The organism is Leptotrichia sp. oral taxon 218, from assembly GCF_018128225.1.
In the GTDB taxonomy this organism is placed as follows: Bacteria; Fusobacteriota; Fusobacteriia; order Fusobacteriales; family Leptotrichiaceae; genus Leptotrichia.
In genome coordinates, this window is sequence record NZ_CP072377.1 from 1,991,996 (window position 1) to 2,014,313 (window position 22,318).

A 22,318-nucleotide genomic window follows, 5' to 3' on the forward strand; every position below is an offset into this window, starting at 1 on the left:
TTCAGGCCACCAAAATGAACCTAAAAACTTTTTCTTCGTCCTTTTCTGAACCTCTCACGACTGAAGTCGTGAGGTTCTTAAGTACTATTTAGTTTCTTTTGAATATCTAGTATTCAAATACTAGCTAATTTCCTTAAGACTTTAATGGATAAGCTCTCCGTTGAGAACATTTACATCCTGTTGGCTCGGTTCAAAACCAGTTTTTATTTTAAAATCCCATACATTTTAATGTTTTTACATTTCCTTTTTTTATTCTTTCAATTTCTTCATTATGCAATTTAACAAAATTTTTAAATTCTTTTTGTGCTTTTTCTATATTTACTTCTTCTAAATTTTCTTTTACATTCTTTATTAAAAATGCAGAATACAAATCTCTTTGTATTTTATTTCCTAATATTTCTACCCATCTTTTTGATAGACTTTTCTTTTCATATTCATTTGTACTATGATTTAGTTGACTAGCTTTTACTTTAAAAGTATCAATTTTTATTATATTTTTTTCAATATATCCTAATTTTCTATTTATTATTTCAATCAATAATGCAGGTGCTCTATTTGATAAAGATTTTCCAAATCTCTTTTTCTTTTTAAATTTTCCAGTTTTTTCAGATATTTCAGTTTTCTTGCTTCTTCTCTGTAAAGCTTTAAAACTCATATTTTCAACTTTTACTATTGTTCCAATTTCTAGTATACTATTCGCTAAAATATTATGAGATTGCTTTCTTTTCTCTGCGATTTTTCTCTGTAAATTTGAAAGTTTTAACTTTGTTTTCACATATGATTTGCTCTTTTTCCATTTTTCTTTATTTTCTATATTAATTGTGCCATCTTTGTTATATTTATTAGGATTGTTTGCTCTTCTCTGTCTATCTAGTTTTCTTTGTAGTCTTATTTTTTCTTTTTCATTTATTTCTACATTTTCAGCTAAAATCTTTAATTCTGCTTTATTATCACTAACGATTGCTATTGTTGAAGTTCCTATATCAATTCCAATTTCATTTTCTCCACCAACTTTATGTTTTTTAGGAGGTGTTCCCTCAAAAGTTATTTGAATGTAGTATTTGTTTTTTTCATTTACAACTCTTTTAAGTAACCTACAATATAATAATTTATCTAAAAAACAACTTTGTGCATATTTATCATTATTTTTTATTATTACTGGAATCTTTAAGCCTAACCAAGATATGCAACAATCTTCTTTAAAAAATCTAAGTCCTGTAATATTCCCTTTTTCTCTAACAGAATAGAAATTTCCATAACTTTTAAAATGTACTTTTTTAGCTTTACCATACTTAAATTTTTCATAAGTCGCAAAAGCTCTTTCAGCTAATTCTTGTCCCATTTGAGAACCTAGATTCTTTTTAAATTTTTGTGTCATAGGTTTCACATACTTATTTAATTCAAATTTAGATATTGAATATTTTCTGTCTAATTCTTTATATCTTTTAGATTGCTCTTTTTTATCTAAATTACTGATTTCTTTATATTCAGGAGAAATTATCATTTTTCTATGTCTTTTAAGAATTTCACTAAGGCAGGAATTATATATCATTCTAGCTATGTTTATTCTTTTTTCTAAAATATGTTCTTGCCATAGTTCAGTTTTTAAAGCTAATGTCAATACATAATTTGCCATAATTCCTCCTTATTTTTCTTTTTGAGTTTGGATATATCTTTTTATTTGTTCTTCAGTATTTTCAGAAACAGTTGCAACAAAATAACTAGGATTCCATAAGTGTCCATTCCATAACTTATTTTTTATCTCGGGATGTTTTAAAAAAAGTTTTCTTGCAGAAATTCCCTTGAATATTTTCAAAATATTAGGTATGAAATGTTGAGGACTACATTCAATTAATATATGAACATGGTCTAAATCTGTTTCCATTTCTACTATTTTTATATTATTTTCATTAGAAATTTCAATTAGTAATTTTTTTAAAGTTTTTTCAATATCATCAATTAATACTTTTCTTCTATATTTTACACACCACACTATATGATATTGAATTGAATACATATATCCTCTTCCAAAATTAATATTTGCCATATTTTATCACCACTTTTATTATACCATATGTATTTAACTATTTCAAATTTTTTCGTCTCCAAAAAATATTCCATTCATCTCATTCCTTGCGTCGGGAGTGTTCTGGCATAATTCATAAATCTCAAACATTTTTTCAAAAAAAGGATCTAAAGATTTTTGATTATATGAACTACTCGAATAATTGCCGCTTGAACTACTCGATGAAGAACCCTTTAAAATTACATTTATCAAAAAAGCTACTAAAAAAGTTATCAACACTTGCAAGACTTCTCTAAAAATCTCTTTTCTTCTATCAATATTTTTTTCATCCATTTTCGGCAATTTCTCTCTATTCCCAGAACTTTGATAATCACTCAAAATCCCCTTTTCAGAATCCGCCAAGCTATCTAAAACCCATCGCTCTTCTGCAAAAAGCTCATCTTGTCTGTAATAATTACTTTTAGATTTTTCCAAATTTTTCTTATACAAAATATCCGTTTGAAAATCCATATTTTCAAAAAGCTTTTCTCTTTTCGCAGTTATAAAATTTTTCTCAACCAAAGAAAATATCCCAATATGAAAATTTTTCTCCGTACCAGAATTATTCAAAATTCCAACTCCCATTGCAGAAATATTTTTCGGAACTTTCAATTTTGGTAGCACATCTTTTTTAAAAAAATTTTTACCCCAAAATTTTACTGTCCAAAAACAGTAAATCAATAAAATTGTAATCGCAATTATATAAATAATTGTTATTTCTCTCATAAAATCCTCCACTAACAACTATAAAAAATTAACAAATAATATTTATTGTATCATATTTTATTCTAAATCCTATTTGAATAACGAATACATCATAAATCTTTTTAACAGATTAAATTTGATATTTACTTTCAAATAATTAAAATAAATATTCGCTTTTTAAACGGGAAATCGTATTAATCACTATATTTAAAAATATTTAATTTTTTGAAAATAAATTTATTCAATAAATAAAAAGAACTACTCAAGATTTCAAGTAATTCCTTTTATTTACTAAACTATATTTTATTTATTTTATAGTGAAAATTTTTATAACTTGCTAAAACTAATTATTTTTAAATTTTTATTTTTATTTTCCACCAAATAATTTACCAATCATTCCAGTCAAATCATCCATTACATTTCCATCTTTATTCGCATCTAATAAATTTGTAATCATACTCATAATTCCACCTTCTCCAGCAAAATTCGCTGCAAGATTTGAAGTTAGATTACTAATTCCCTGTGCGTCTAAATTATTTTCTTTTTTCTGTTGTCCTAACGCTCCCAAAACTAATGGTGCTAAAGTTTCTAACATCTTCAAACTTCCTTGAGTATCCAAACCGCTCGACTGAGAAACTGCATTTGCCACATTTTGTGTATTTCCACCAAATAAATGGCTCAAAATTCCTGCTCCATCTTTTAAATCTGGATTTTGCAAATAACTTCCAAGATTATTTAATACTGAGCCATCGTGCTGTTCCAACGCTTTATTCAATCCTTGTGCTTTTTCGCTATTATTTGCGTTTTTATTAACTGCTGCCAAAATTGCTGATAGAGCCGCTGCTACTCCATTTCTCGCTTCTGTGCTGCTTCCTCCAACTTGCTCGGCTAATTTTCCTAAATCTTGTCCTTGTAAAAGTCCTAATAATGCTTCTAAATTCATTTTACCTCCTAGTTAATATTAATTTTACCTTCTTCCACTTTTTTCTGCAATAATTCTTGAATTTTCGTCAATGGTAATATTCTGAAAACTTTCTTGTGCGTTTTGTGTATCAGCTTCTTTTGCATAAAATATAAATTCTCCCGTTGCACTGTTTATTTGTAATCCGTAAGTTATCCCATTTGTATATGTAAGTGAACTGGAAAATTCGTTATCTTTTAATTTTGATAAAATTTCTGCGTAAATCGCTCTTGCTTCAGAATCTTTTAGTTTGCTATCAGATACTTGAATTAAATTTGCCACTAAATTTTCAATTACTCCTAAGTTTGCACTATCCACTTTATTTACTTTCAAAAATATTCCTGTCACATTTATTCCGCTGTAATCTAACGCATAAATTGAATTTTCTTTGGAATTTATTTTAGCGTAATAATAATTTCTATTTTCAAAAATTAATTTTTCAAATTTATTAATTCCGATTCTATTTTTTTCCGATTTCTCAGAAAATATTTTAAGTACTGTTTCAATCGAATTATTTGAAAAAATATTTTCTCTTTTGATAATATTTTCTATATTTTCTTTTTCTTTACTTTTTTTATCTTCGTCTTTCCCGCCTTTTGCACAACCAATTAAAAACATACCCGATAAAATAATAACTTCAAAAATTTTTTTCATTTCCAAAACTCCAAAATCTTGATTAAATCAAATTTTTTAAAAATAAAATTTAATCAATTAAATTATTTTAAATTATTTAAAAAAACTATTTTTATACATTATACAACAAAAAAAATTTTTTTTCTATACTTTTTTTGACTATAAAGTATTATTTTTTTTATAATTTTTTTATTATAAAAATTATTTAAATAAATTTTTAAATATAAAAAGAATCTATATTGACTATAAAAATAACAAGTGTTATAATAAGATAATTTAAATATTTGACACTTAGGAGGTTTTTATGAAAAAAAACATTTTAAAATTTTTGACCTTACTTGTGGCAATATTTTTTATGGTAAGTTGTTCCAAAAAGAACGACACGATAAAAATTGTCTTTTTGCCAAATGAAGCGAATGAATCGTTAAAAAAATCACGAGACGAATTTGCCAAAATCATTCAACAAGCTACAGGAAAAAAAGTAGAAATTATAACAACAACTGACTATAACATCACAGTTGAAAACATCGTATCTGGACAAGCGCAAATCACTTATCTTGGTGCAGAAGCCTATTTAAAAGCAAGAGAGCGTTCAAAAGATATTGAAGCCGTGCTTACAAATGCTGGAGAAAGCGGAACTTTAAAAGATTCCCTATATTACAGTTTTATCGCTGTTCGTAGTGAAGATGCCGCTAAATATAAAACCGGAAATAACTTTGACTTAAAAAAACTTAAAGGAAAAACAATCGGATTTGTTACAAATAGCTCAACTTCTGGATTTAAAATTCCTGGAAAAGTTATTGCCGACGAATTTGGAATAAAAAATACTGATGAATTGATTGAACCAAATAAAGTGTTCTCAAAAGTTGTCTTTGGAGCATCTCACCCTGGAACACAAGCACTATTATTTAAAGGAGATGTTGATGTAGCAACATTTGCTATTCCAAAATCATTTACAACTTATGAGTTGACTTCTGGAACTGACTTTAGAACTGGAGCAACTTACAGAGTTAAAAAAGGAGCTGTTGCACCATTTGGACAATACGCTGGAAAAAGTTTCACTGTAATTCGTTCAATCCCTGTCTACAACGGACCTATTGTATTTAACACAAAAACTTTATCAAAAGAAGATCAGGAAAAAATCAAAAAGGCTTTGATGTCTAAAGAAGTTACAGACAATCCGTATATTTTTAGTCCAAAAGAAAAAACAAAAGATTCAAAAATTAAAGGATTATTTTTAAGAGAAAATCCAAATATTGGATTTATTGAAACAAATACCGCATGGTATGAAAGTATGAAAGGTATCAAATAAAATGAGATTAGACAAATTTTTAAAAGTTACAAGAATTATAAAAAGAAGAACCGTTGCAAAAGAACTAGCTGACAATGGCAATATCACTGTAAATGGAGAACAAAAAAAATCTTCTTATGAAGTGAAAAAAAATGACATTTTTGAAATAAAATATTTTAGCAAAAATATAAAAGTAAAAGTTTTAGATTTGCCACCTGAAAGCCTAAAAAAGGAACTTATAGAAAACTATATACAAATTATTTAGCAATTAATCTTTTTTTTGTAAACTATAGAGAGTGTCCAGAATTTTGTGTAAACTCAAAATATAATATATGGTACAGGATGGTATTTTTATCATCCTGTTTTTAAATCCTTCCTTCAAAATAAATACTTAACTGAGAGTATATTTCTCCCCAGCCTGGTATTCTTCCAGTCCATTTCTTTGTTGCTTCCTTTAAGCTTAGATATACTGATTTCATTAATGCTTCATCTGTCGGATAAAGTGATTTTGTCTTTGTATACTTTCTCAATTGTCTGTTTAAACTTTCTATCGGGTTTGTCGTATATATCAGCTTTCTTATCTTTGTATCATATTTAAAGTATGTTGTCAACTCATTCCAGTTACTTCTCCAAGAATTAATTACCGCCATATACTTTTTGCCCCATTTTTCTTCTAATTCATCCAGTTTAAACTCTGCCTGTTCCAATGTTGGTGCATTGTACATTTCTTTTAAGTCTGATGTAAATTCCCTTACATCTTTGTAAGATATGTATCTTATGCTGTTTCTAATTTGATGAACCACACATTTTTGAATTTCTGTCTTTGGAAACACTGAAGATATTGCTTCGCTGAACCCTTTTAAATTATCAACAGACATAATTAGTATATCCTGAACTCCTCTGTTTTTCAATTCATTTAAAACATTTAGCCAGTACTTGCTTGATTCATTTTCTCCTATCCAAAATCCTAAAACCTCCTTTCTTCCTTCCTTATCTATTCCTATAGCTAAATATACCGCCTTTTTAACAACAACTCCATCTTTTCTTACACTGTAATGGATAGCGTCCATAAAAACTTATTGGATATACATCCTCAAGCTGTCTGGACTGCCATTCTCTAATTTCAGGTATAATTTTATCTGTAATTTTACTGATCATAGATGGCGAAACATCAATTCCATAAAGATTATTAAGATGGTCCTCGATATCTCTGTTGCTCATTCCTTTAGCATAAAGAGAAAGAATCTGCCCTTCAATGCCAGTAATTTCTCTTTGATATTTAGGGATGATTTGAGGTTCAAACTCAGCATTTCTATCTCTAGGAATATCTAAGTCAATATTGCCGTATTCACTTCTAACAGTTTTCTTGGAATGTCCATTTCTAGCATTAGAAGTAGTCTTATCTTTCATAGAATGTTTAGCATACCCCAGTTCATGCTCAATTTCAGCTTCAAGCATATTTTGAATAGTACCCGAAAGCAAATCCTTAAGCATATCCTTAATATCATTAGTATCTTTAATATTGTAATCCTCAATAAGTGTTTTAAAAATTTCGCTGTCAATTTTCTTTTTAGCCATAACAAAAACCTCCAAATATTATATAGTTATTTTACCATATATTATTTAGAGGTTTACACAAAAATTTTTACACACCCTTAAATGATTAAAACTTATTAATAAAATATGATTAAAAAATCTTATTTTGGGGGAATTAGAGAGTGTAAATTTTTTTTTATGTAAATACAGCAAAGAATTCCTACATTACTGAATTTGTATATATTTATAAAAAAATCTAGACACTCTCTAAATAATTTTTCTTTTTTCTATTAATTTTTACAGACTATTTTATCTTTTTTATTGGATACCGAATGACCGTTTTAATTTTACTTATGTCAACTTTTCTGGGATCGCTCAAATATATTTCATGATGAGGTGTTTTTTCTGTTATATTAAAAGTGTAACCTTTTTTTCTGGCATATTCCTCCATTGATAAAATAGTTTTAGGCTCATCATCATAGGAACCTATGTGCACACATTGTACGCAAATTCCTTCTTTATAAGTAAAAAACTCAACTTTGGAAAAATCTTTTTTCTTTTTGTCAGTTGATACTTTTATAGCCCATTCAAAATCTTCTTTTTTAATAAAATCAGGCAATCTTATTAAGGAAATCCAACTTAACTTTTCTTTTTCCAATTTACTATTTTCCTGTTCTTTTTCCGAACACCATAATCCTTCAAGCGGTGGAACAACATAATTAAAAAATCCTTCGATTTTATAATCACTTTTATAACTCATTTTTAATGTGTAAGCGATAGCATATATTAATTCAAGTGCTTTCTTGTATTCTCCATTTTCTTCATTTGGATTGCCTTTTCCTCTGATGGAAAGAAAATTCATTTCAGGAATTTCTACTATAACAGGTTTTTTCCCAGAATTGTAAAATTGTTTTTCTTCTTTTTTAAAATCAAATGTCATAATTAATCATTTTCCTTTGTTCTAAATTTTTTTTATTACTTAAATAAACGCTTATGAATATTATTAATGTAATATCCATAATTTTAAATTTTTTCAAAATTATTCGTTTTTGAAATAAGATCCCAAGAACTATTTCACTGCAATATAAATATTAATTTCCATATTTTTAGGATCGTCTCCAGCTATATATTCTTCAAAATCATAAGTATAAGTTCTTTCTAATTTTTCTCCCTGTTCTCCAAAATTCTTCCAAAAATTAATCCAGAAATTAGTAACTTCTGTCTGTGGATTTCCAAAAAGAGAAAATTTTGCGTATTTTCCGCTTGGAATGAATATTTTTGTCAATTTTTCATTAATATTTTTACTTTCCTTTTTCACTTCACAACCCACAAGATTTCTATATTCAAAACCATTTTTATTAGTGTAATCAAAATAAACTGCCATTGTATTTTTATTCACTCTGTCTTTTATATTTTTTATTTCTCCTCCATTTTCGTAGCGAAACTCATTCCACATTTTTCCAATTTTTTTTGATGCATTTTTGTCATTTCTCATTGTTTCAGACAATCCAACCACTGTTTTTTCTTTAATTTTCACTATTTCATATTTCATTTTAATCGATCTCCTTTGTACTTTTTATTTTTTAAAAGTTTTCAATTTATAAAAAAACTTTTTAATTTTAAATAATGATAATATTTATATTTTAAAAATTAATCATTTTTTTTAGAAGTGTAAAATAATATATAAATACCTAAAATACAGACTACAAGTCCAATAATTGCGGGTATAAAAATAGATTTTCCTACTTCTCCTGCAAAAATAACACTTCCAAACATTTTACTTATAGCAATTAACACTAAAACTGCAATTCCTAATTTTAAATTTCTTTTCCACAGTGCTTTTGACAATCCCCATAGAGAAATGAAGACTATAAAAATTCCTATTAATTTTGTATAAAAAGGACTATTTAAAAGAAATTTTTGCTCTAAATTTAAAAATTCATTTACTTGTGTGCTAACATTCGTTGGTTTGGGAAACCAAAACATACTCGTCAAAAGAAAAAAGATTGTCATAAAAATGCCCGTTAATTTTCTTTTGTATGAAAAATAACAAAAAGGTATTAGAAATAAAGGCCTTATATACCAGCTTAAAATATTATGATGCCGTTCAAATGTCCAATTTAAAAAAGATTTATTAAAAAAAAGCAAACATATAAATAAAATTGTTAATAAAATAAAAATCAAACTTCCCAGTTTATCAATATTATTTATTTTGTTTTTAGTCATTTTTGTCCTCCTGTATTCTTTAATATTTTTCTTTCATTCAGTGCCAATGCTACAAAAAATTTTTCCTATTCTGCAAATTTTTCTAAAATCATAATTACAATTTTTTTAATGTTTTTTTTAAATAAATTTATTTTCAAATTTATTATAGCAAAAAAAATACGACAACAGTATGTCATATTAAAAATTTATATTTTATAATTTTCTCTCATTTTTTCAACTTTCTTTGCCAAAATTTCTCTGATTCTTGCAGGTTTTAAAACTTTTAAGTGTTCTCCAAAAGATAGTAAATATCCGTATAACCATTCATTTTCAAAAATTTCTATAGTTATTTCAAAATTTTCGTTTTCTTTTTTTGCGATATTTTCTTCAAAAAATTCGTCGTATACACGGTAAGCTTGAGATTTATCAACTTCAATCACTATTTTTGTGCCTTTTCCATTCACATTATTTTGATTTTTCAAATTTTCCTTTTTAAGTTCTCTTTCAAAATGTTCACAAGTCAATTCCAAATTTTTTATTCTAGCTATTTTAAACTGCCTAATATCTTTTTTCTTGCGACAATATGCAAAAAGATACCACGCTTTTTCTTTAAACCACAATTTTAGTGGTTCTACCGTTCTTTTGGACTTTTTTCCTTTTGTATTAAAATAGATAAATTCTATAACTTTTTTTTCAAGTATTGAATTTTTAATTTTTTCAAACAAAATACTATCATTTTTACCATATCTTGAAAAATCAACTTCGATCCAGTCATCAGCCTTTCTATTAAAAATGGAGCTTAATTTTGTTAAAGTGATGTTGTTTTTAAAATCTTGAATCGCGTTTAAGCTTTGCAGAGCAAATAAAATCTCATTTTGCTCATTCTGAGATAAAAAAGATTTATCTATCGTAAAATTTTTTATAAGTCCAATTCCCCCATATCTTCCTTTTTCCGAATAAATTGGAATTTGTGCTAATGTCAAAGTTTCAATATCTCTATATATCGTTCTTTTGGACACTTCAAAATGACGTGCCAATTTTTCTGCTGTCACTTTCTTTTCCGTCAATAAAATTTGTACAATTTCAAAAAGTCTGGCTAATTTTATATTCATAATTTATCCTTTTTCTTAAAAATATTTTTTAGTTTAACAATTATACTCTATTTTTATAAAAAAGTAAAAAAATTTCTAATAAGATGACAGAGTAAAAAATATAGGGGCAGCCAAAATAACATAATAAAATATTTTTAGCTGTCTTTTTTAAATCATTCTGCTTTGTGATATTTCCTTCATACCTTTTTTATACTGTCTTTATGACAGAGAAAGAATTCCCTTATAGTTGATGATTTCCTGTCCTTTAAAATATCTATCAGGATATGGTTTGTATCATATATTGCCAGCTGGTATTTTTCTTTATCTGCATTCCCCTTAAATTCATCAAGGTATACAGTTTCATAATCCAGCTCCTTATGAGGAACTTCAATGTCATGAAATAACCTCATGACAGTTGATATGCTCGTATTTTCTTCCCTTCCTATCTGAGTGAATGACTTCATCTCAGAAAGTTTTCTTCTTATCTCATCCTTGACTTCGTTTGAGATGCTGCAGTTCCTATCCACAATACCTATTGAGGAAGTTGTCCTTTTATTGCATATAGGACAGACATACCTCTGTTTTTCTATATGAAGTATAGCTTTCCTGTTTCCATAACTGAGGCTTCTTATTGTAACAGTCCTGTAGTCATGTATATTCATCCTTCTATCACAGCAGTTCTGCCTTATATCAGCTCTTATTCCATATACATGATAGGTGTCACAGATAATTTCAACTTTTTTTATTTCTTTTTCCATCCCCATATATATTATAGAGCCATAATTTTACCACTTAAAATTTACAAATAGTAAAATTCCTTGTTTTTTAATCTGTTATTTTTTTTACAACTTTACATGGTACACCAGCTGCCATAACTCCAGAAGGAATATCTTTAGTAACGACACTTCCTGCGACAATTACAACATCATTTCCAATTGTAACTCCAGGCATTACATGAACTCCTGCTCCAAACCATACATTATTTCCCACTGTTATTGGCTTTGCGTATTCAAGTCCTGCATTTCTCTGTTCACTATCCAAAGGATGTCCTGCCGTATAAAATCCGCAATTTGGAGCAACAAATACATTAGCTCCAAATTTTACTTTTGCTCCATCTAAAATTACAACATTATGATTACTGTAAAAATTTTCACCAAGTTCAATATTATAGCCATAATCACACCAAAATGGTGCTGTCACTGTGAAATTTTTTCCTGTTTTTCCAAGTAATTTTTTTAAAATTTTATTTTGCTTTTCAATTTCTGACGGTTTCACTAAATAATTATACTCATGGCACAATTCTTTTGCTTTCGTTCTTTCTCTCAAAAGTTCTTCATCATAATTAGCATCATAAATCATTCCTGCTATCATTTTTTCTTTCTCTGTCATTTTATTTTTTTATCTTTTTTCTCCTTTTTTTATTTTTTATTTTTTTTTTATTCTTAAATAAAATAATAAATAAAATAATTTTAAATTATAAAAAGAAAAATCGACTAAAACTAGCCGATTTAACTTTTTACCTTTGTTTCAACTTGACCTTTAAAAAATTTTAAAAGCAATTAATTATTTAGAAATTTTACTTGCAAAGTATCCTAATGTTCTGATTAATTGAGAAGTGTAAGACATTTCATTGTCATACCAAGATACTGTTTTAACTAATTGAACATCTCCATTTTGAACAATTTTAGTTTGAGTTGCATCAAATAATGATCCAAAGTGGATTCCAACGATGTCAGAAGATACTAATGGTTCTTCAGTGTATCCGAATGATTCAGTAGATGCTTCTTTCATAGCTGCATTTACTTCGTCGACAGTTACTTTTTTGTTTAAGATAGATACTAATTCAGTTAATGAACCAGTTGGAACAGGTACTCTTTGAGCAGCTCCATCTAATTTTCCATTTAATTCAGGTACTACTAATCCAATTGCTTTTGCAGCTCCTGTTGAGTTAGGTACGATATTTACTGCAGCAGCTCTTGCTCTTCTTAAGTCACCTTTTCTGTGTGGTGCATCTAATGTATTTTGGTCTCCTGTGTAAGCGTGGATAGTTGTCATTGTTCCAGTTACAATTCCAAATTTGTCATTTAATGCTTTAGCCATTGGTGCTAAACAGTTAGTTGTACAAGAAGCTCCTGAAATAACTGTTTCTGAACCATCTAAGATTTCGTGGTTTACATTGTAAACTACTGTTTTAACATCGTTTCCACCAGGTGCAGTAATAACTACTTTTTTAGCTCCTGCTTTTACGTGTTTTTCAGCTTTTTCTTTAGTTGCAAAGAAACCTGTTGCTTCTAATACTACGTCTACTCCTAAATCTCCCCAAGGTAATTTTTCAGGATCAGCTTCTGCGAAAACTTTAATTTCGTTTCCGTTTACTACGAAAGCTCCTTCTTTAACTTCAATAGTTCCATTGAATCTTCCTTGAGATGAATCGTATTTGAATAAGTGAGCTAACATTTTAGAATCTGTTAAGTCATTAATTGCTACAACTTCAAATTTATCTGTTTGTTCAGACATTAATCTTAATGCTAATCTCCCGATTCTTCCAAATCCATTAATTGCTACTTTAACTGCCATTTTAATAATACCTCCTAAAAATTTTATATATTAAAGTTTTAATATATTTTTTACACTTTGAGTATAACACATTTTTAATAAATTTTCAATAACAAAAGTCATTTTTTATTCTTGAAAAAATGGTGGCAAAACGAAATCAGACATATTGTCGTCGTCATCCTCATCGTCATCATCTTCATCAAAATTTTCTTTTTGAGTTTCATCTTTATTTTCTGAGAAAACTTCTGACTTTTGCTGTTTTTCTTCTTCTACTTCTGCTGATGGTTTAATTTCTTCTTTTTTTATTTCTGGAGCAAATCTCACAGTTTTTGAATTATTGTTATCATTTCCTTGCACATTTATTTGAGCATTATCTTGAAAGTCTGTAGCTACGATTGACACACTTATTGTTCCTTCCTGCTCATCATCTAAAATATATCCCCAAATTAAATTAGGTTCACTTCCAGCTTTAGCCGTTACTGTATTTGCAACTTCATACACTTCATTTAATGCCACATCTGGTCCAGCTGTAATGTTTATCAATATTTTTCTTGCACCTTCTATTGATTTTTCTAATAATGGACTGTTTAGTGCCTGAACTGTGGCATTTTTTGCTTTTTCATCCCCATTTGCCTCTCCGAAACCAAGCATAGCAATACCAGAATTTTGCATAATTGATCTAATATCCGCAAAGTCAAGATTTATAATCCCTTGTTTCATAATTAGATCAGAAATTCCTTTTATTCCTATTTTTAATATTCCATTTGCTTCTTTAAAAGCATTTAATAAAGTGATATTCATTCCTGGAATTTCAAATAACTTATCATTTGGTATGGCAATTAATGTATCGACATTTTCTTTTAAATTTTTAATTCCAGCCAGTGCATTATTTTTTTTGATAGGTCCTTCAAAACTAAAAGGTTTTGTTACGATTGCAACTGTTAAAATTCCCATTGACTTTGCCACTTCAGCTATGATTGGAGAAGCTCCTGTTCCTGTTCCTCCACCCATTCCTGCTGTAATAAATAACATGTCTGTACCTTCCAGCACTTCTTTTATTTTGTCTTCAGAATCTCTTGCGGCACTTCTACCTTTTTCAGGATCTGCTCCTGCTCCTGTCCCTCTTCCTAAAAGAACTTTTGATGTTGCTTTTGATCTATCTAAATCTTGCTGATCGGTATTTATAGCTATAAATTCCACAGTTGTTATATTACTTTCAATCATATCATTTATTGCATTTCCACCAGCTCCACCTACTCCTACTACTTTTAATTTTACAGTACTATTCAAATTTTCCATTATTTACTTGCTACTTAAAAATCTTATTTTAATTTTAAAAATAGCATCTCCTTTCTTTAAATTCTTTTAAGACTATTTTTTATAAATAAGTTTATATCTTAAATCTATATAAGTCAATGGTTCTTCTTTTCTTATTATTTGATCATACGCATTATATGCTTTGTTATACTTTTCTTCACTTACATCAGTGTCTGTTTTTAATACTAAACCATTTACAAGTAATATTTCATAACATTTGGGAGTTTTTCTTATTTCTGAAATCATAGAATATAAATCCTTATTTTTTATTTTGGAAACTATAATTTTCATTCCTTCAAAACTTGCTTCATCTGTATAATCTATAATTGGCATACTCTTTGGCGAATCTTCTATTTTATCTCCATAAATATTTAATTCGTCATCTGCTAAAAATAAATTTTCTCCTTTTCTTACATACGCATAAGGTTGTCTTTCTTCGATATTAAATAATATTTTACTTGGAAACTGTTTTGTAATTGAAACTTTTTTTACTCTTACATCATTTCTTAAAAAATCTTCAATTTCTTTAGTATTTAAATAAACTATATTTTTCCCTTTCATTTTCTCAACTTGTTCCGTCACATCTTGCTGTAAAAGCTTTGTCTTTCCAGTTACTACAACTTCTTGAACTTTAAAATAATCAGAATCAATAAATCTTTTGCAAAAAAATATAATTCCTAACAGCAAAAATAATATAACCAATATTTTAACTATTCTTTTCATTCTTAACTTTAACTCCACTTTTTTAATATTATTATACACTATTTTTCAATTTTATTCAATTTTTTTGCCAAAAAAATTAAATTGTTTAATTTTATTTTAAAATGATAATTTCTGTCTCTAATTTTATATTAAATTTTTCAAAAACTACTTCTTTTACATGCTCAATCACTGAAATTACATCGTTAAAAGTGGCATTTCCAACATTTGTGACAAAGTTTGGATGTTTATCAGAAATTCTTGCACCACCCACTTGATAACCTTTTAATCCAGCGTCAGAAATTAATCTTGCAGCAAATTTCCCTTCAGGATTTTTAAATGTACTTCCCAAATTTGGCAAATCTAACGGATGTTTTACTTTTCTTTGCTCTCTTTTATCTTCTGAAGCGGCACGATCAAAACCAAATTTAAATTTAAATAGTGCTGAAATGACAATCCATTTATTTTCTTTTATTTCAGTAGTTCTATATTTAAAATGCAAGTCTTTTGTTTTTATTTTTTCTATTTTTCCGTCGTTTTTACAAACTTCCACTTCTTCAATGCAGTCAAAAATCTCAGTCCCGTAAGCTCCGCCGTTCATATTGACAAGACCTCCGACAGATCCAGGAATTCCTGTAATATTTTCAAGTCCAGTATAGTTATTTTCTTCCATAAATTTAATTAAATCATCCAAATCCAATCCAGACTCCACTCTGACCAAATCAAAATCTTTATTTTTCTCTTCAATAGAAATTTTTTTCAATTTTTTTAGTGAAACAAAACTTATATCCAAATTTCCGTCATATATTAAAGTATTTGTTCCATTTCCTAGAATAAAAATGTTTTTTCTCGTATCTATTATTTCTTTTAATTCATTTTTTTCTTCCACAAAAATTAATTCTTTAGCTATTCCACCAACTTTCATATTGGAATATTCTTTCATTTGTGCATTTTTTATAACTTCCATAAAACTTCCTTTCGCTTTTTCTCAAAAGTATTTTATAATTTTTCTAAATCTTGCGCTATTTCATGAGCTAGTTTTGAAACACTTCCCGCACCCATAAATACATATGTGTTTCCACTATCTTTTTCGCTTTTCAAAAGATTTTCAATCTCGTCTTTTGTCTGAACTCTCACATTTCCACCAATTTTTTCAGCTAGCGTTTCTGAACTTACGCCATAAATATTATCTTCACTAGCCGCATAAATTGGAAGAAGTATCAAGTCGTCAGCGTGTTTTAAAGCTTCCACAAAGTCGTCAAAGAAAAATTTTGTTCTGCTGTATCTGTGTGGCTCAAAAATTACGGTAACTTTTCCTTTTTCTGTTTTATGAGCTGCTTTTATTGTAACTCTAACTTCTGTTGGATGATGTGCGTAATCATCTATAATTCTTATACCTTTGTCATAAATCACTTGGTATCTTCTGTTTGCACCTTTAAATTTTAACATTCTCTCTTTCACTTTTTTCATATTGCAGCCAAATTCATGTGCAAAATAAATTACAGGAAGTGAATTTGACACATTGTGTTCTCCTGGAATGCTCAATCTAAATGTCCCCAAATCTTCACCATTTTTCACAACTTCAAAACTTGTAATTCCATCTTCTACTCTTATATTTTTTGCATAAATATCGGCTGTTTCATCTTTTATACTGTACCAGACAATATTTTTATTTGTAAGTTTCAAATTCACTTTCTCAACCGTATCTTTACACAAAATTGCAATTCTCTCAGTGCTATCAATAAATTTTTCAAATGATTTTTTTATATTTTCAAATGTTCCATGATGATCAAGATGATCTGGTTCCACATTTGTAACAACTGAATATTTTGGTTTTATGTATAAAAATGAGTTATCGCTCTCATCGGCTTCCGCTATAAAATATTCCGAATTTCCAATTTTACTGTTGCTTTGAATTTCTGGAATAAATCCTCCAACTACGATAAATGGCTCTTTTTCAAGAAGTGCCACGCTTAACATTGAACTTGTAGTTGTCTTTCCATGAGTTCCAGCAACTGCAATTCCATCAAAACGGTTCATTATTTCAGCAAGTAATTCTCCTCTTTTTATTTTTTTTATATTGTTTTCAACGACATATTTATATTCAGGATTTGTTTCTCTTATCGCTGTTGAATATACAAATAAATCAATTCCTTTATCTTTCACATTTTCTTCAACTTGTCCAATATAAACTTTTATTCCCAAATCTTCCATATCCTTTGTCACAGGTTTTCTAACCAAATCTGAACCCGCTACATTAAATCCGTCAGCTGCAAGTATTCTTGCAAGTCCACTCATTCCAACTCCATTTATTCCACTAAAATATATATTGTTTACTTTTGTCAACATTTTATTTCCTCCATTTTTTTATAGTCCCATTTCTTTTATTATTAATTCAGAAGCATTTCCTTTTTTCAAATTTTTTATATTGCTACTCATAAATTCCAAAGTCGTCTTTTGTTTTACAAGCGACAACGCTTCATCAATAGCTTCTTCCACAGTTTCATTTGTAAAAATTTTAGCTGCGTTTTCAAATTCCAAGACATCCGCATTTTCTTTTTGACCGACAAAATCATAAGGAATCAAAATTGAAGGTTTTTCCAACTCAATTAACTCTGAAATTGTCGAAGCTCCAGCTCGGCAAATAACCAAATCACACGCCGCCATAAGCTGTGGCACATTTTCAAAATAAGGTTTGACAACTGATGTCCCAAAATCCCTTATTCTGTAAGTTGCTTCATCAAAATTATCTTTTCCAGTCGCCCAAAATAATTTTAACTTTTTGTCAACCATTATCTTTTTCCAATTTTTAGAAACAGCTTCATTTATATTTTTCGCTCCAAGACTTCCACCGATGATAAGTATTCCATGCTCATCAGCAGCTATTCCCAATTTTTTTCTCTCTTCAAATTTATCTTTTGTATAAAACTCTTCTCTTAATGGATTTCCCGTCACGATAAATTTTGATTTCTGGTTTTCTTTTACACTATCTATTGTATTTTTAAATGCAATAAACACTTTTTTTGCTCCTTTGTAAAACCACTTGTTTGCTTGTCCCATCGTGTGATTTTGTTCCTGCAGGTAATAAGGAATTTTTAAAACATTTGCAGCTACTAAAACTGGGATTGTTATGTAATTTCCAAAACCAATTATTTTTTGCGGCTTTTCTTTTTTTAATAATTTTATTGTGCTAAAAATCGCTTTTAACATTTTAATTCCAGATTTTAATGAATTTAGAGGCAAGACATCAAGTCCGATAAATCTAAAATTTTCACGGGGAACTATGTCTTTTTCCATTCTATGACTTGTTCCTATGAATAAAACATCTATATTTTTTTTTCTCATTTTTTTTGCAATAGCGAGAGCTGGATAAATATGTCCGCCTGTCCCGCCAGTAGTAAATACCACTTTTTCCATTTTCTTTCCTTTCATTTCATTTTCAAAAAATTTTTTTTACATCATGTATTCGACTTCGTTAATTTCGTCCAATTCATCGCCCATCTCCTGTTTATAGAGCGCCCTTATGACATTATAAACTATTCCTAGCGCAAACATACTGACAAATATCGAACTTCCACCATAGCTCATAAGTGGCAATGGAATTCCAGTTGAAGGTAGCATATTAGTCGCAACAGTAATATTTCCCAATATCTGTGTCGCAAACATCACAAAAATTCCAATTAATAAATATTTTGCAAACATATCTTTAATTTTAAAGGCGACCATCAAAATTATGACAAGCAAAAATACATAAACTAAAATTAAAAGTAAAACTCCTATAAATCCATTTTCTTCAGCAAACCCAGAAAGTATGTAATCTGTGTGAATTTCAGGTAAAAATCTATATTTTTGAAATCCATTTCCATAACCTCTTCCTGTTAATTTCCCGCTTCCTATAGCTATTAACGACTGCTGCACTTGAAAAGGAACTTCATTTAGATTTTTATGACCCGCTATTCTGTCAACCCTATATTTATCCTTCATTAATAAAATTTTTCCAAGAAACGCTAATCCCACAAATATTATTGAAAAAGTCGGTAGATTAATTCCTGAAATAAACAGCATTAGAATTCCAATGAGCGCAACCTGAGCCATACTCGTATACGATTTTTCCGCAAGAATAAGAAATGAATAAATCCCTGTCGCTCCTAAAATTATAAATGCTGAAGTCCAAGGTTTTGTCGCTATCATGTTTTTCTTTTTTAATCGTTCAACAAGTACAGAAACAACGATAATTATTATTAATTTTGAAAATTCTGATGGCTGCATCCTAAAACCAAATAAATCTATCCAACGAACCGCTCCTTTTGACTTGCTTCCAAAAATTAATACTGCTATAAGTCCTATTATTCCTGCTATATAAAGCACTGAAAAAATTTTAATTTCTTTATATCTTTTATAATTCATCAGTGCTGCAAAAGAAAAGCAAAACAATCCACCAACTATCCAACCTATCTGTTTATACAAATAATAAAAACCTGGTTTATTTTTCGGCGCAATCGGATAACTGACACTTGCCATCGTTAAAAGGCTTACTGCCAAAAGAAATAAAATAACTATTATAAATGCCGTTCCCAAAAATTTCTTATTTTTAAACAATTTATTTTCTCCTATTTTTTATTTTCCTAAAATTTTTACAGTCAATTCTTTAAAAACTTTTCCTCTGTGCTCAAAACTTTTGAATTGACAAAAACTTGAAGTTGCTGGAGAAAATAGCACAGTTTGGTCTTTTCCAAAATCAAGATTTTCTTTCAAATACAAAATTACATTTTCAACAGTTTCCAAATTTTTGTAGTTTTTGTAATTGACTTTTTCCATATCGTCTATCAAAATTTGTGCATTATCTCCAATTAAATAGACAAAATCAACTTTTTTAGCAACTTCTTTTATAAGCGGCATATTATCAATTTTTTTGTCATCTCCACCTAAAATCATTATAATTTTGTTATTAAAAGAATCTATTGCTTTTAAAGTCGATTCCACATTTGTCCCTTTTGAATCATTAATAAAAGTTGTATTTCCTTTTACAAAAAAATTCTCAAGTCTGTGTTCAAGCGGTGCTGTAGATTTCAAAAACTCAGAAATTTTTTCATTTGAAACATTTAAAATTTTAGCTGCCAAAATCAAAAACAGCATATTTTCCAAATTATGTTTTCCTTTTAGCGACATTTCGCCAACATTCATCAAAAGTTCAGAATTTTTTTCAATATATTCATCTGAAATATTATTCTCATCAATTTTTTTAGTCAAATCTTTCATAATACGAATATTATTTTTATATACAAATGCCGTTCCTTTTATTTCTTTACTTAAATAAAGTTTTTTCGCTCTTATCTTATCTTTCAAATTTTTTTTCTTTTCAAAAAGCTCAAAAAACTCTACATCGTCCAAATTTATAATCGCAAAGTCATCGGTTGTCTGTTTTGTAAAAATATCAAATTTTGTCGAATAATAATCTTCCAATGTAGCATATCTTGTCAAATGATCTGGTGTCAAATTTATAATTCCTGCAATGTGTGAATGAATTTGCGGATTATTTTCCAGCTGATAGCTGCTTAACTCTAAAACTACATAATCTAGTGGTGTTTCATCTGCCACAAGTTTCGCAAATGAAAAACCGGCATTCCCAGCAAGTTTTGCTCTAAATCCAGCAAAATTCAAAAGCTCTGCCATTTTTGTACAAGTTGTTGTCTTTCCATTTGTTCCTGTAAATGAAATTATTTTTATATTTTTATCAACATATTTATATGCCAAGTCAATTTCTGAAATTATTTTTACACCTTTATTTTTAGCCACTTTTAAAAGTTCTGCTTTCCAAGGTATTCCTGGACTTTTTACAACAAACTCTATATCTCCTTCATTTAAAATTTTTATTCCTTCTTCTGAGCTCAAAGCCACTTTATCATCCACCAAGTACACTTTGTAACCTTTTTTCTCAAGTAATTCTTTCGCTCCGTGACCACTTAGTCCCGCTCCAAAAACTATCGCTTTATCCATATGATTATTCCTCTCTTTTTCATATATATATTTATTTTATTCTTATAACAAAATTTTATTAAAAAAATTAAATAAAAATACAATTTTTTTATTTTTTTCGCAAAGGATGAAAAAATCACCCTTCGCTTTTTTATTTTAAATTAATTTTATCTCATTTTCAAAATTAAAAATGTAATTAGACAAGTCATAATTGAAACTATCCAAAATCTTATCGTAACTTTCGTTTCAGGAAGTCCCAATAACTCAAAGTGATGATGAATTGGCGCCATTTTAAACACTCTTTTCCCAAAAGTTTTATAGTGCCAAACTTGAATCATCACAGACAACGCTTCCACAATAAATATAAATCCTGCAATTGGAAGCAGCAATTCCTGCTTTAAGAAAATAACTACTATTCCCAATATCCCTCCAAGGGTAAGTGAACCAGTATCTCCCATAAACACTTGCGCTGGATAAAAATTAAACCATAAAAATCCAGTTAGCGCTCCAACAACCGAAGCAAGATAAACACAAATTTCCGCTGACTCTCTGACATAATATAAATTCAAATATTTTGCATATTCATAATGTCCTGTCAAATATGTAATTATAAATAATGTTATACTTACAACAATTATAGGCCCACTTACAAGTCCATCAAGTCCATCTGTCAAATTTACCGCATTTGACGAACCAATTATAACGAATCCCATAAACACAAAAAACAAAATCGGCGTTATATACAAATACGAATTTTTAATTATTGGATTCACTATTGAAAAATCAATTTTTTTGTCAATCAATCCAAATTTATATACAAACCAAAAAGTTATCGCAGTTATGATAAGCTGACCCACAATTTTCTTTTTCCCAGAAAGTCCATTTTTATGCCGTGTCAATTTCAAATAATCGTCATAAAATCCAATTGTTGTAAACAATATTGTTATAAAAAATAAAAATACTATAAATTTATTTTCATAATTTCCTGCAATTAAAGTTGCAAAAAGTATAGCTGCAATTATCAAAATTCCACCCATCGTAGGCGTTCCAGATTTGTCAAAATGAGATTTTGGTCCTTCCTCTCTCGCCGTATCCCCGTATTTTTTCTTTTTCAGCCAAGCGATAAATGGCTTTCCGAATACAAGCATAAACAAAAATGCCACGGCAAACGCTACAGAAGATCTAACTATAATAGATTTAAAAATTCTCAGCGTTCCAAAATTGTTTATGAATAATTTTTGTAACAAATATAACATTATTTTTTTAGAATTTTAAAAATTCTG

22 protein-coding genes and 1 pseudogene are annotated in these 22,318 nt (G+C 28.5%); 2 read left to right on the forward strand and 21 right to left on the reverse strand.

Annotated elements, in window-relative coordinates; translation table 11 throughout:
• Positions 1 to 208: 208 nt before the first annotated feature.
• The 5 genes from J5A73_RS09480 to J5A73_RS09500 all read right to left on the reverse strand — a co-directional run bounded on the left by J5A73_RS09480 (position 209) and on the right by J5A73_RS09500 (position 4,385).
• Positions 209 to 1,636, reverse strand: a complete 1,428-nt coding sequence (locus J5A73_RS09480; RefSeq protein ID WP_211615249.1) for an RNA-guided endonuclease TnpB family protein — start codon at positions 1,634 to 1,636, stop codon at positions 209 to 211.
• A 9-nt stretch (positions 1,637 to 1,645) separates the two neighbouring features.
• Positions 1,646 to 2,047, reverse strand: coding sequence for an IS200/IS605 family transposase (tnpA, locus tag J5A73_RS09485; protein ID WP_211615251.1), 402 nt, complete (start codon positions 2,045 to 2,047; stop codon positions 1,646 to 1,648).
• A gap of 42 nt (positions 2,048 to 2,089) precedes the next feature.
• Positions 2,090 to 2,791, reverse strand: coding sequence for a hypothetical protein (locus J5A73_RS09490; RefSeq protein ID WP_211615253.1), 702 nt, complete (start codon positions 2,789 to 2,791; stop codon positions 2,090 to 2,092).
• 346 nt (positions 2,792 to 3,137) lie between these two features.
• Positions 3,138 to 3,713: a DUF937 domain-containing protein gene (locus J5A73_RS09495; protein WP_211615255.1), complete on the reverse strand. Its 576-nt coding sequence runs from the start codon at positions 3,711 to 3,713 to the stop codon at positions 3,138 to 3,140.
• A 24-nt stretch (positions 3,714 to 3,737) separates the two neighbouring features.
• Positions 3,738 to 4,385, reverse strand: a complete 648-nt coding sequence (locus J5A73_RS09500) for a lipoprotein (protein ID WP_211615257.1) — start codon at positions 4,383 to 4,385, stop codon at positions 3,738 to 3,740.
• A 283-nt stretch (positions 4,386 to 4,668) separates the two neighbouring features.
• Between J5A73_RS09500 and J5A73_RS09505 the strand changes: the two genes are divergently transcribed.
• Complete coding sequence (locus tag J5A73_RS09505; RefSeq protein ID WP_211615259.1) at positions 4,669 to 5,676, forward strand: phosphate/phosphite/phosphonate ABC transporter substrate-binding protein; 1,008 nt, start codon at positions 4,669 to 4,671, stop codon at positions 5,674 to 5,676.
• Between the two features lies 1 nt (position 5,677).
• A complete protein-coding gene (locus J5A73_RS09510; RefSeq protein WP_211615261.1) occupies positions 5,678 to 5,920 on the forward strand; it encodes an RNA-binding S4 domain-containing protein in 243 nt (80 codons plus the stop codon).
• Positions 5,921 to 6,020: 100 nt separating this feature from the next.
• Here the strand turns inward: J5A73_RS09510 and J5A73_RS09515 are convergent.
• The 16 genes and pseudogenes from J5A73_RS09515 to mraY form a co-directional block, all read right to left on the reverse strand.
• Positions 6,021 to 7,233, reverse strand: a pseudogene (locus tag J5A73_RS09515) (IS256 family transposase).
• Between the two features lie 262 nt (positions 7,234 to 7,495).
• A complete protein-coding gene (locus tag J5A73_RS09520; RefSeq protein ID WP_211615263.1) occupies positions 7,496 to 8,131 on the reverse strand; it encodes a GyrI-like domain-containing protein in 636 nt (211 codons plus the stop codon).
• A 129-nt stretch (positions 8,132 to 8,260) separates the two neighbouring features.
• Positions 8,261 to 8,743, reverse strand: a complete 483-nt coding sequence (locus tag J5A73_RS09525; RefSeq protein WP_211615265.1) for a GyrI-like domain-containing protein — start codon at positions 8,741 to 8,743, stop codon at positions 8,261 to 8,263.
• A gap of 98 nt (positions 8,744 to 8,841) precedes the next feature.
• A complete protein-coding gene (locus J5A73_RS09530) occupies positions 8,842 to 9,417 on the reverse strand; it encodes a hypothetical protein (RefSeq protein ID WP_211615267.1) in 576 nt (191 codons plus the stop codon).
• A gap of 185 nt (positions 9,418 to 9,602) precedes the next feature.
• Entirely contained in the window at positions 9,603 to 10,508 is a 906-nt protein-coding gene (locus tag J5A73_RS09535) for a YafY family protein (protein ID WP_249069264.1), read from the reverse strand.
• 176 nt (positions 10,509 to 10,684) lie between these two features.
• Positions 10,685 to 11,245 carry a transposase family protein gene (locus J5A73_RS09540; RefSeq protein ID WP_211615268.1) on the reverse strand — a complete coding sequence of 187 codons (561 nt, stop codon included), beginning with the start codon at positions 11,243 to 11,245 and terminating at the stop codon, positions 10,685 to 10,687.
• Positions 11,246 to 11,312: 67 nt separating this feature from the next.
• The gene (locus tag J5A73_RS09545; protein WP_211615270.1) at positions 11,313 to 11,876 is read right to left on the reverse strand and encodes a sugar O-acetyltransferase; all 564 of its coding nucleotides are present in this window, start codon (positions 11,874 to 11,876) and stop codon (positions 11,313 to 11,315) included.
• Positions 11,877 to 12,050: 174 nt separating this feature from the next.
• Positions 12,051 to 13,064 (reverse strand): type I glyceraldehyde-3-phosphate dehydrogenase, encoded by a 1,014-nt coding sequence (gene gap, locus J5A73_RS09550; protein WP_211615273.1) that lies wholly within the window; start codon positions 13,062 to 13,064, stop codon positions 12,051 to 12,053.
• A 105-nt stretch (positions 13,065 to 13,169) separates the two neighbouring features.
• A complete protein-coding gene (ftsZ, locus tag J5A73_RS09555) occupies positions 13,170 to 14,342 on the reverse strand; it encodes a cell division protein FtsZ (protein WP_211615275.1) in 1,173 nt (390 codons plus the stop codon).
• A 72-nt stretch (positions 14,343 to 14,414) separates the two neighbouring features.
• Positions 14,415 to 15,083: a cell division protein FtsQ/DivIB gene (locus J5A73_RS09560; RefSeq protein ID WP_211615277.1), complete on the reverse strand. Its 669-nt coding sequence runs from the start codon at positions 15,081 to 15,083 to the stop codon at positions 14,415 to 14,417.
• A 91-nt stretch (positions 15,084 to 15,174) separates the two neighbouring features.
• Positions 15,175 to 16,026: a UDP-N-acetylmuramate dehydrogenase gene (gene murB / locus J5A73_RS09565; RefSeq protein ID WP_211615279.1), complete on the reverse strand. Its 852-nt coding sequence runs from the start codon at positions 16,024 to 16,026 to the stop codon at positions 15,175 to 15,177.
• Positions 16,027 to 16,058: 32 nt separating this feature from the next.
• Positions 16,059 to 17,408: a UDP-N-acetylmuramate--L-alanine ligase gene (gene murC / locus J5A73_RS09570; RefSeq protein ID WP_211615281.1), complete on the reverse strand. Its 1,350-nt coding sequence runs from the start codon at positions 17,406 to 17,408 to the stop codon at positions 16,059 to 16,061.
• Positions 17,409 to 17,426: 18 nt separating this feature from the next.
• Positions 17,427 to 18,476: an undecaprenyldiphospho-muramoylpentapeptide beta-N-acetylglucosaminyltransferase gene (gene murG, locus J5A73_RS09575; protein WP_211615283.1), complete on the reverse strand. Its 1,050-nt coding sequence runs from the start codon at positions 18,474 to 18,476 to the stop codon at positions 17,427 to 17,429.
• Positions 18,477 to 18,512: 36 nt separating this feature from the next.
• The gene (locus J5A73_RS09580; RefSeq protein WP_249069265.1) at positions 18,513 to 19,658 is read right to left on the reverse strand and encodes an FtsW/RodA/SpoVE family cell cycle protein; all 1,146 of its coding nucleotides are present in this window, start codon (positions 19,656 to 19,658) and stop codon (positions 18,513 to 18,515) included.
• 18 nt (positions 19,659 to 19,676) lie between these two features.
• Positions 19,677 to 21,056 (reverse strand): UDP-N-acetylmuramoyl-L-alanine--D-glutamate ligase, encoded by a 1,380-nt coding sequence (gene murD / locus J5A73_RS09585; protein ID WP_211615285.1) that lies wholly within the window; start codon positions 21,054 to 21,056, stop codon positions 19,677 to 19,679.
• 146 nt (positions 21,057 to 21,202) lie between these two features.
• Entirely contained in the window at positions 21,203 to 22,291 is a 1,089-nt protein-coding gene (mraY, locus tag J5A73_RS09590) for a phospho-N-acetylmuramoyl-pentapeptide-transferase (protein ID WP_211615287.1), read from the reverse strand.
• Positions 22,292 to 22,318: the final 27 nt, after the last annotated feature.

Excerpts from the sequence above, each read along its gene's own strand:
- J5A73_RS09480 (WP_211615249.1), bottom strand. The coding sequence starts at position 1,636 with ATGGCAAATTATGTATTGACATTAGCTTTAAAAACTGAACTATGGCAA.
- tnpA (WP_211615251.1), bottom strand. The coding sequence starts at position 2,047 with ATGGCAAATATTAATTTTGGAAGAGGATATATGTATTCAATTCAATAT.
- J5A73_RS09490 (WP_211615253.1), bottom strand. The coding sequence starts at position 2,791 with ATGAGAGAAATAACAATTATTTATATAATTGCGATTACAATTTTATTG.
- J5A73_RS09495 (WP_211615255.1), bottom strand. The coding sequence starts at position 3,713 with ATGAATTTAGAAGCATTATTAGGACTTTTACAAGGACAAGATTTAGGA.
- J5A73_RS09500 (WP_211615257.1), bottom strand. The coding sequence starts at position 4,385 with ATGAAAAAAATTTTTGAAGTTATTATTTTATCGGGTATGTTTTTAATT.
- J5A73_RS09505 (WP_211615259.1), top strand. The coding sequence starts at position 4,669 with ATGAAAAAAAACATTTTAAAATTTTTGACCTTACTTGTGGCAATATTT.
- J5A73_RS09510 (WP_211615261.1), top strand. The coding sequence starts at position 5,678 with ATGAGATTAGACAAATTTTTAAAAGTTACAAGAATTATAAAAAGAAGA.
- J5A73_RS09520 (WP_211615263.1), bottom strand. The coding sequence starts at position 8,131 with ATGACATTTGATTTTAAAAAAGAAGAAAAACAATTTTACAATTCTGGG.
- J5A73_RS09525 (WP_211615265.1), bottom strand. The coding sequence starts at position 8,743 with ATGAAATATGAAATAGTGAAAATTAAAGAAAAAACAGTGGTTGGATTG.
- J5A73_RS09530 (WP_211615267.1), bottom strand. The coding sequence starts at position 9,417 with ATGACTAAAAACAAAATAAATAATATTGATAAACTGGGAAGTTTGATT.
- J5A73_RS09535 (WP_249069264.1), bottom strand. The coding sequence starts at position 10,508 with ATGAATATAAAATTAGCCAGACTTTTTGAAATTGTACAAATTTTATTG.
- J5A73_RS09540 (WP_211615268.1), bottom strand. The coding sequence starts at position 11,245 with ATGGAAAAAGAAATAAAAAAAGTTGAAATTATCTGTGACACCTATCAT.
- J5A73_RS09545 (WP_211615270.1), bottom strand. The coding sequence starts at position 11,876 with ATGACAGAGAAAGAAAAAATGATAGCAGGAATGATTTATGATGCTAAT.
- gap (WP_211615273.1), bottom strand. The coding sequence starts at position 13,064 with ATGGCAGTTAAAGTAGCAATTAATGGATTTGGAAGAATCGGGAGATTA.
- ftsZ (WP_211615275.1), bottom strand. The coding sequence starts at position 14,342 with ATGGAAAATTTGAATAGTACTGTAAAATTAAAAGTAGTAGGAGTAGGT.
- J5A73_RS09560 (WP_211615277.1), bottom strand. The coding sequence starts at position 15,083 with ATGAAAAGAATAGTTAAAATATTGGTTATATTATTTTTGCTGTTAGGA.
- murB (WP_211615279.1), bottom strand. The coding sequence starts at position 16,026 with ATGGAAGTTATAAAAAATGCACAAATGAAAGAATATTCCAATATGAAA.
- murC (WP_211615281.1), bottom strand. The coding sequence starts at position 17,408 with ATGTTGACAAAAGTAAACAATATATATTTTAGTGGAATAAATGGAGTT.
- murG (WP_211615283.1), bottom strand. The coding sequence starts at position 18,476 with ATGGAAAAAGTGGTATTTACTACTGGCGGGACAGGCGGACATATTTAT.
- murD (WP_211615285.1), bottom strand. The coding sequence starts at position 21,056 with ATGGATAAAGCGATAGTTTTTGGAGCGGGACTAAGTGGTCACGGAGCG.
- mraY (WP_211615287.1), bottom strand. The coding sequence starts at position 22,291 with ATGTTATATTTGTTACAAAAATTATTCATAAACAATTTTGGAACGCTG.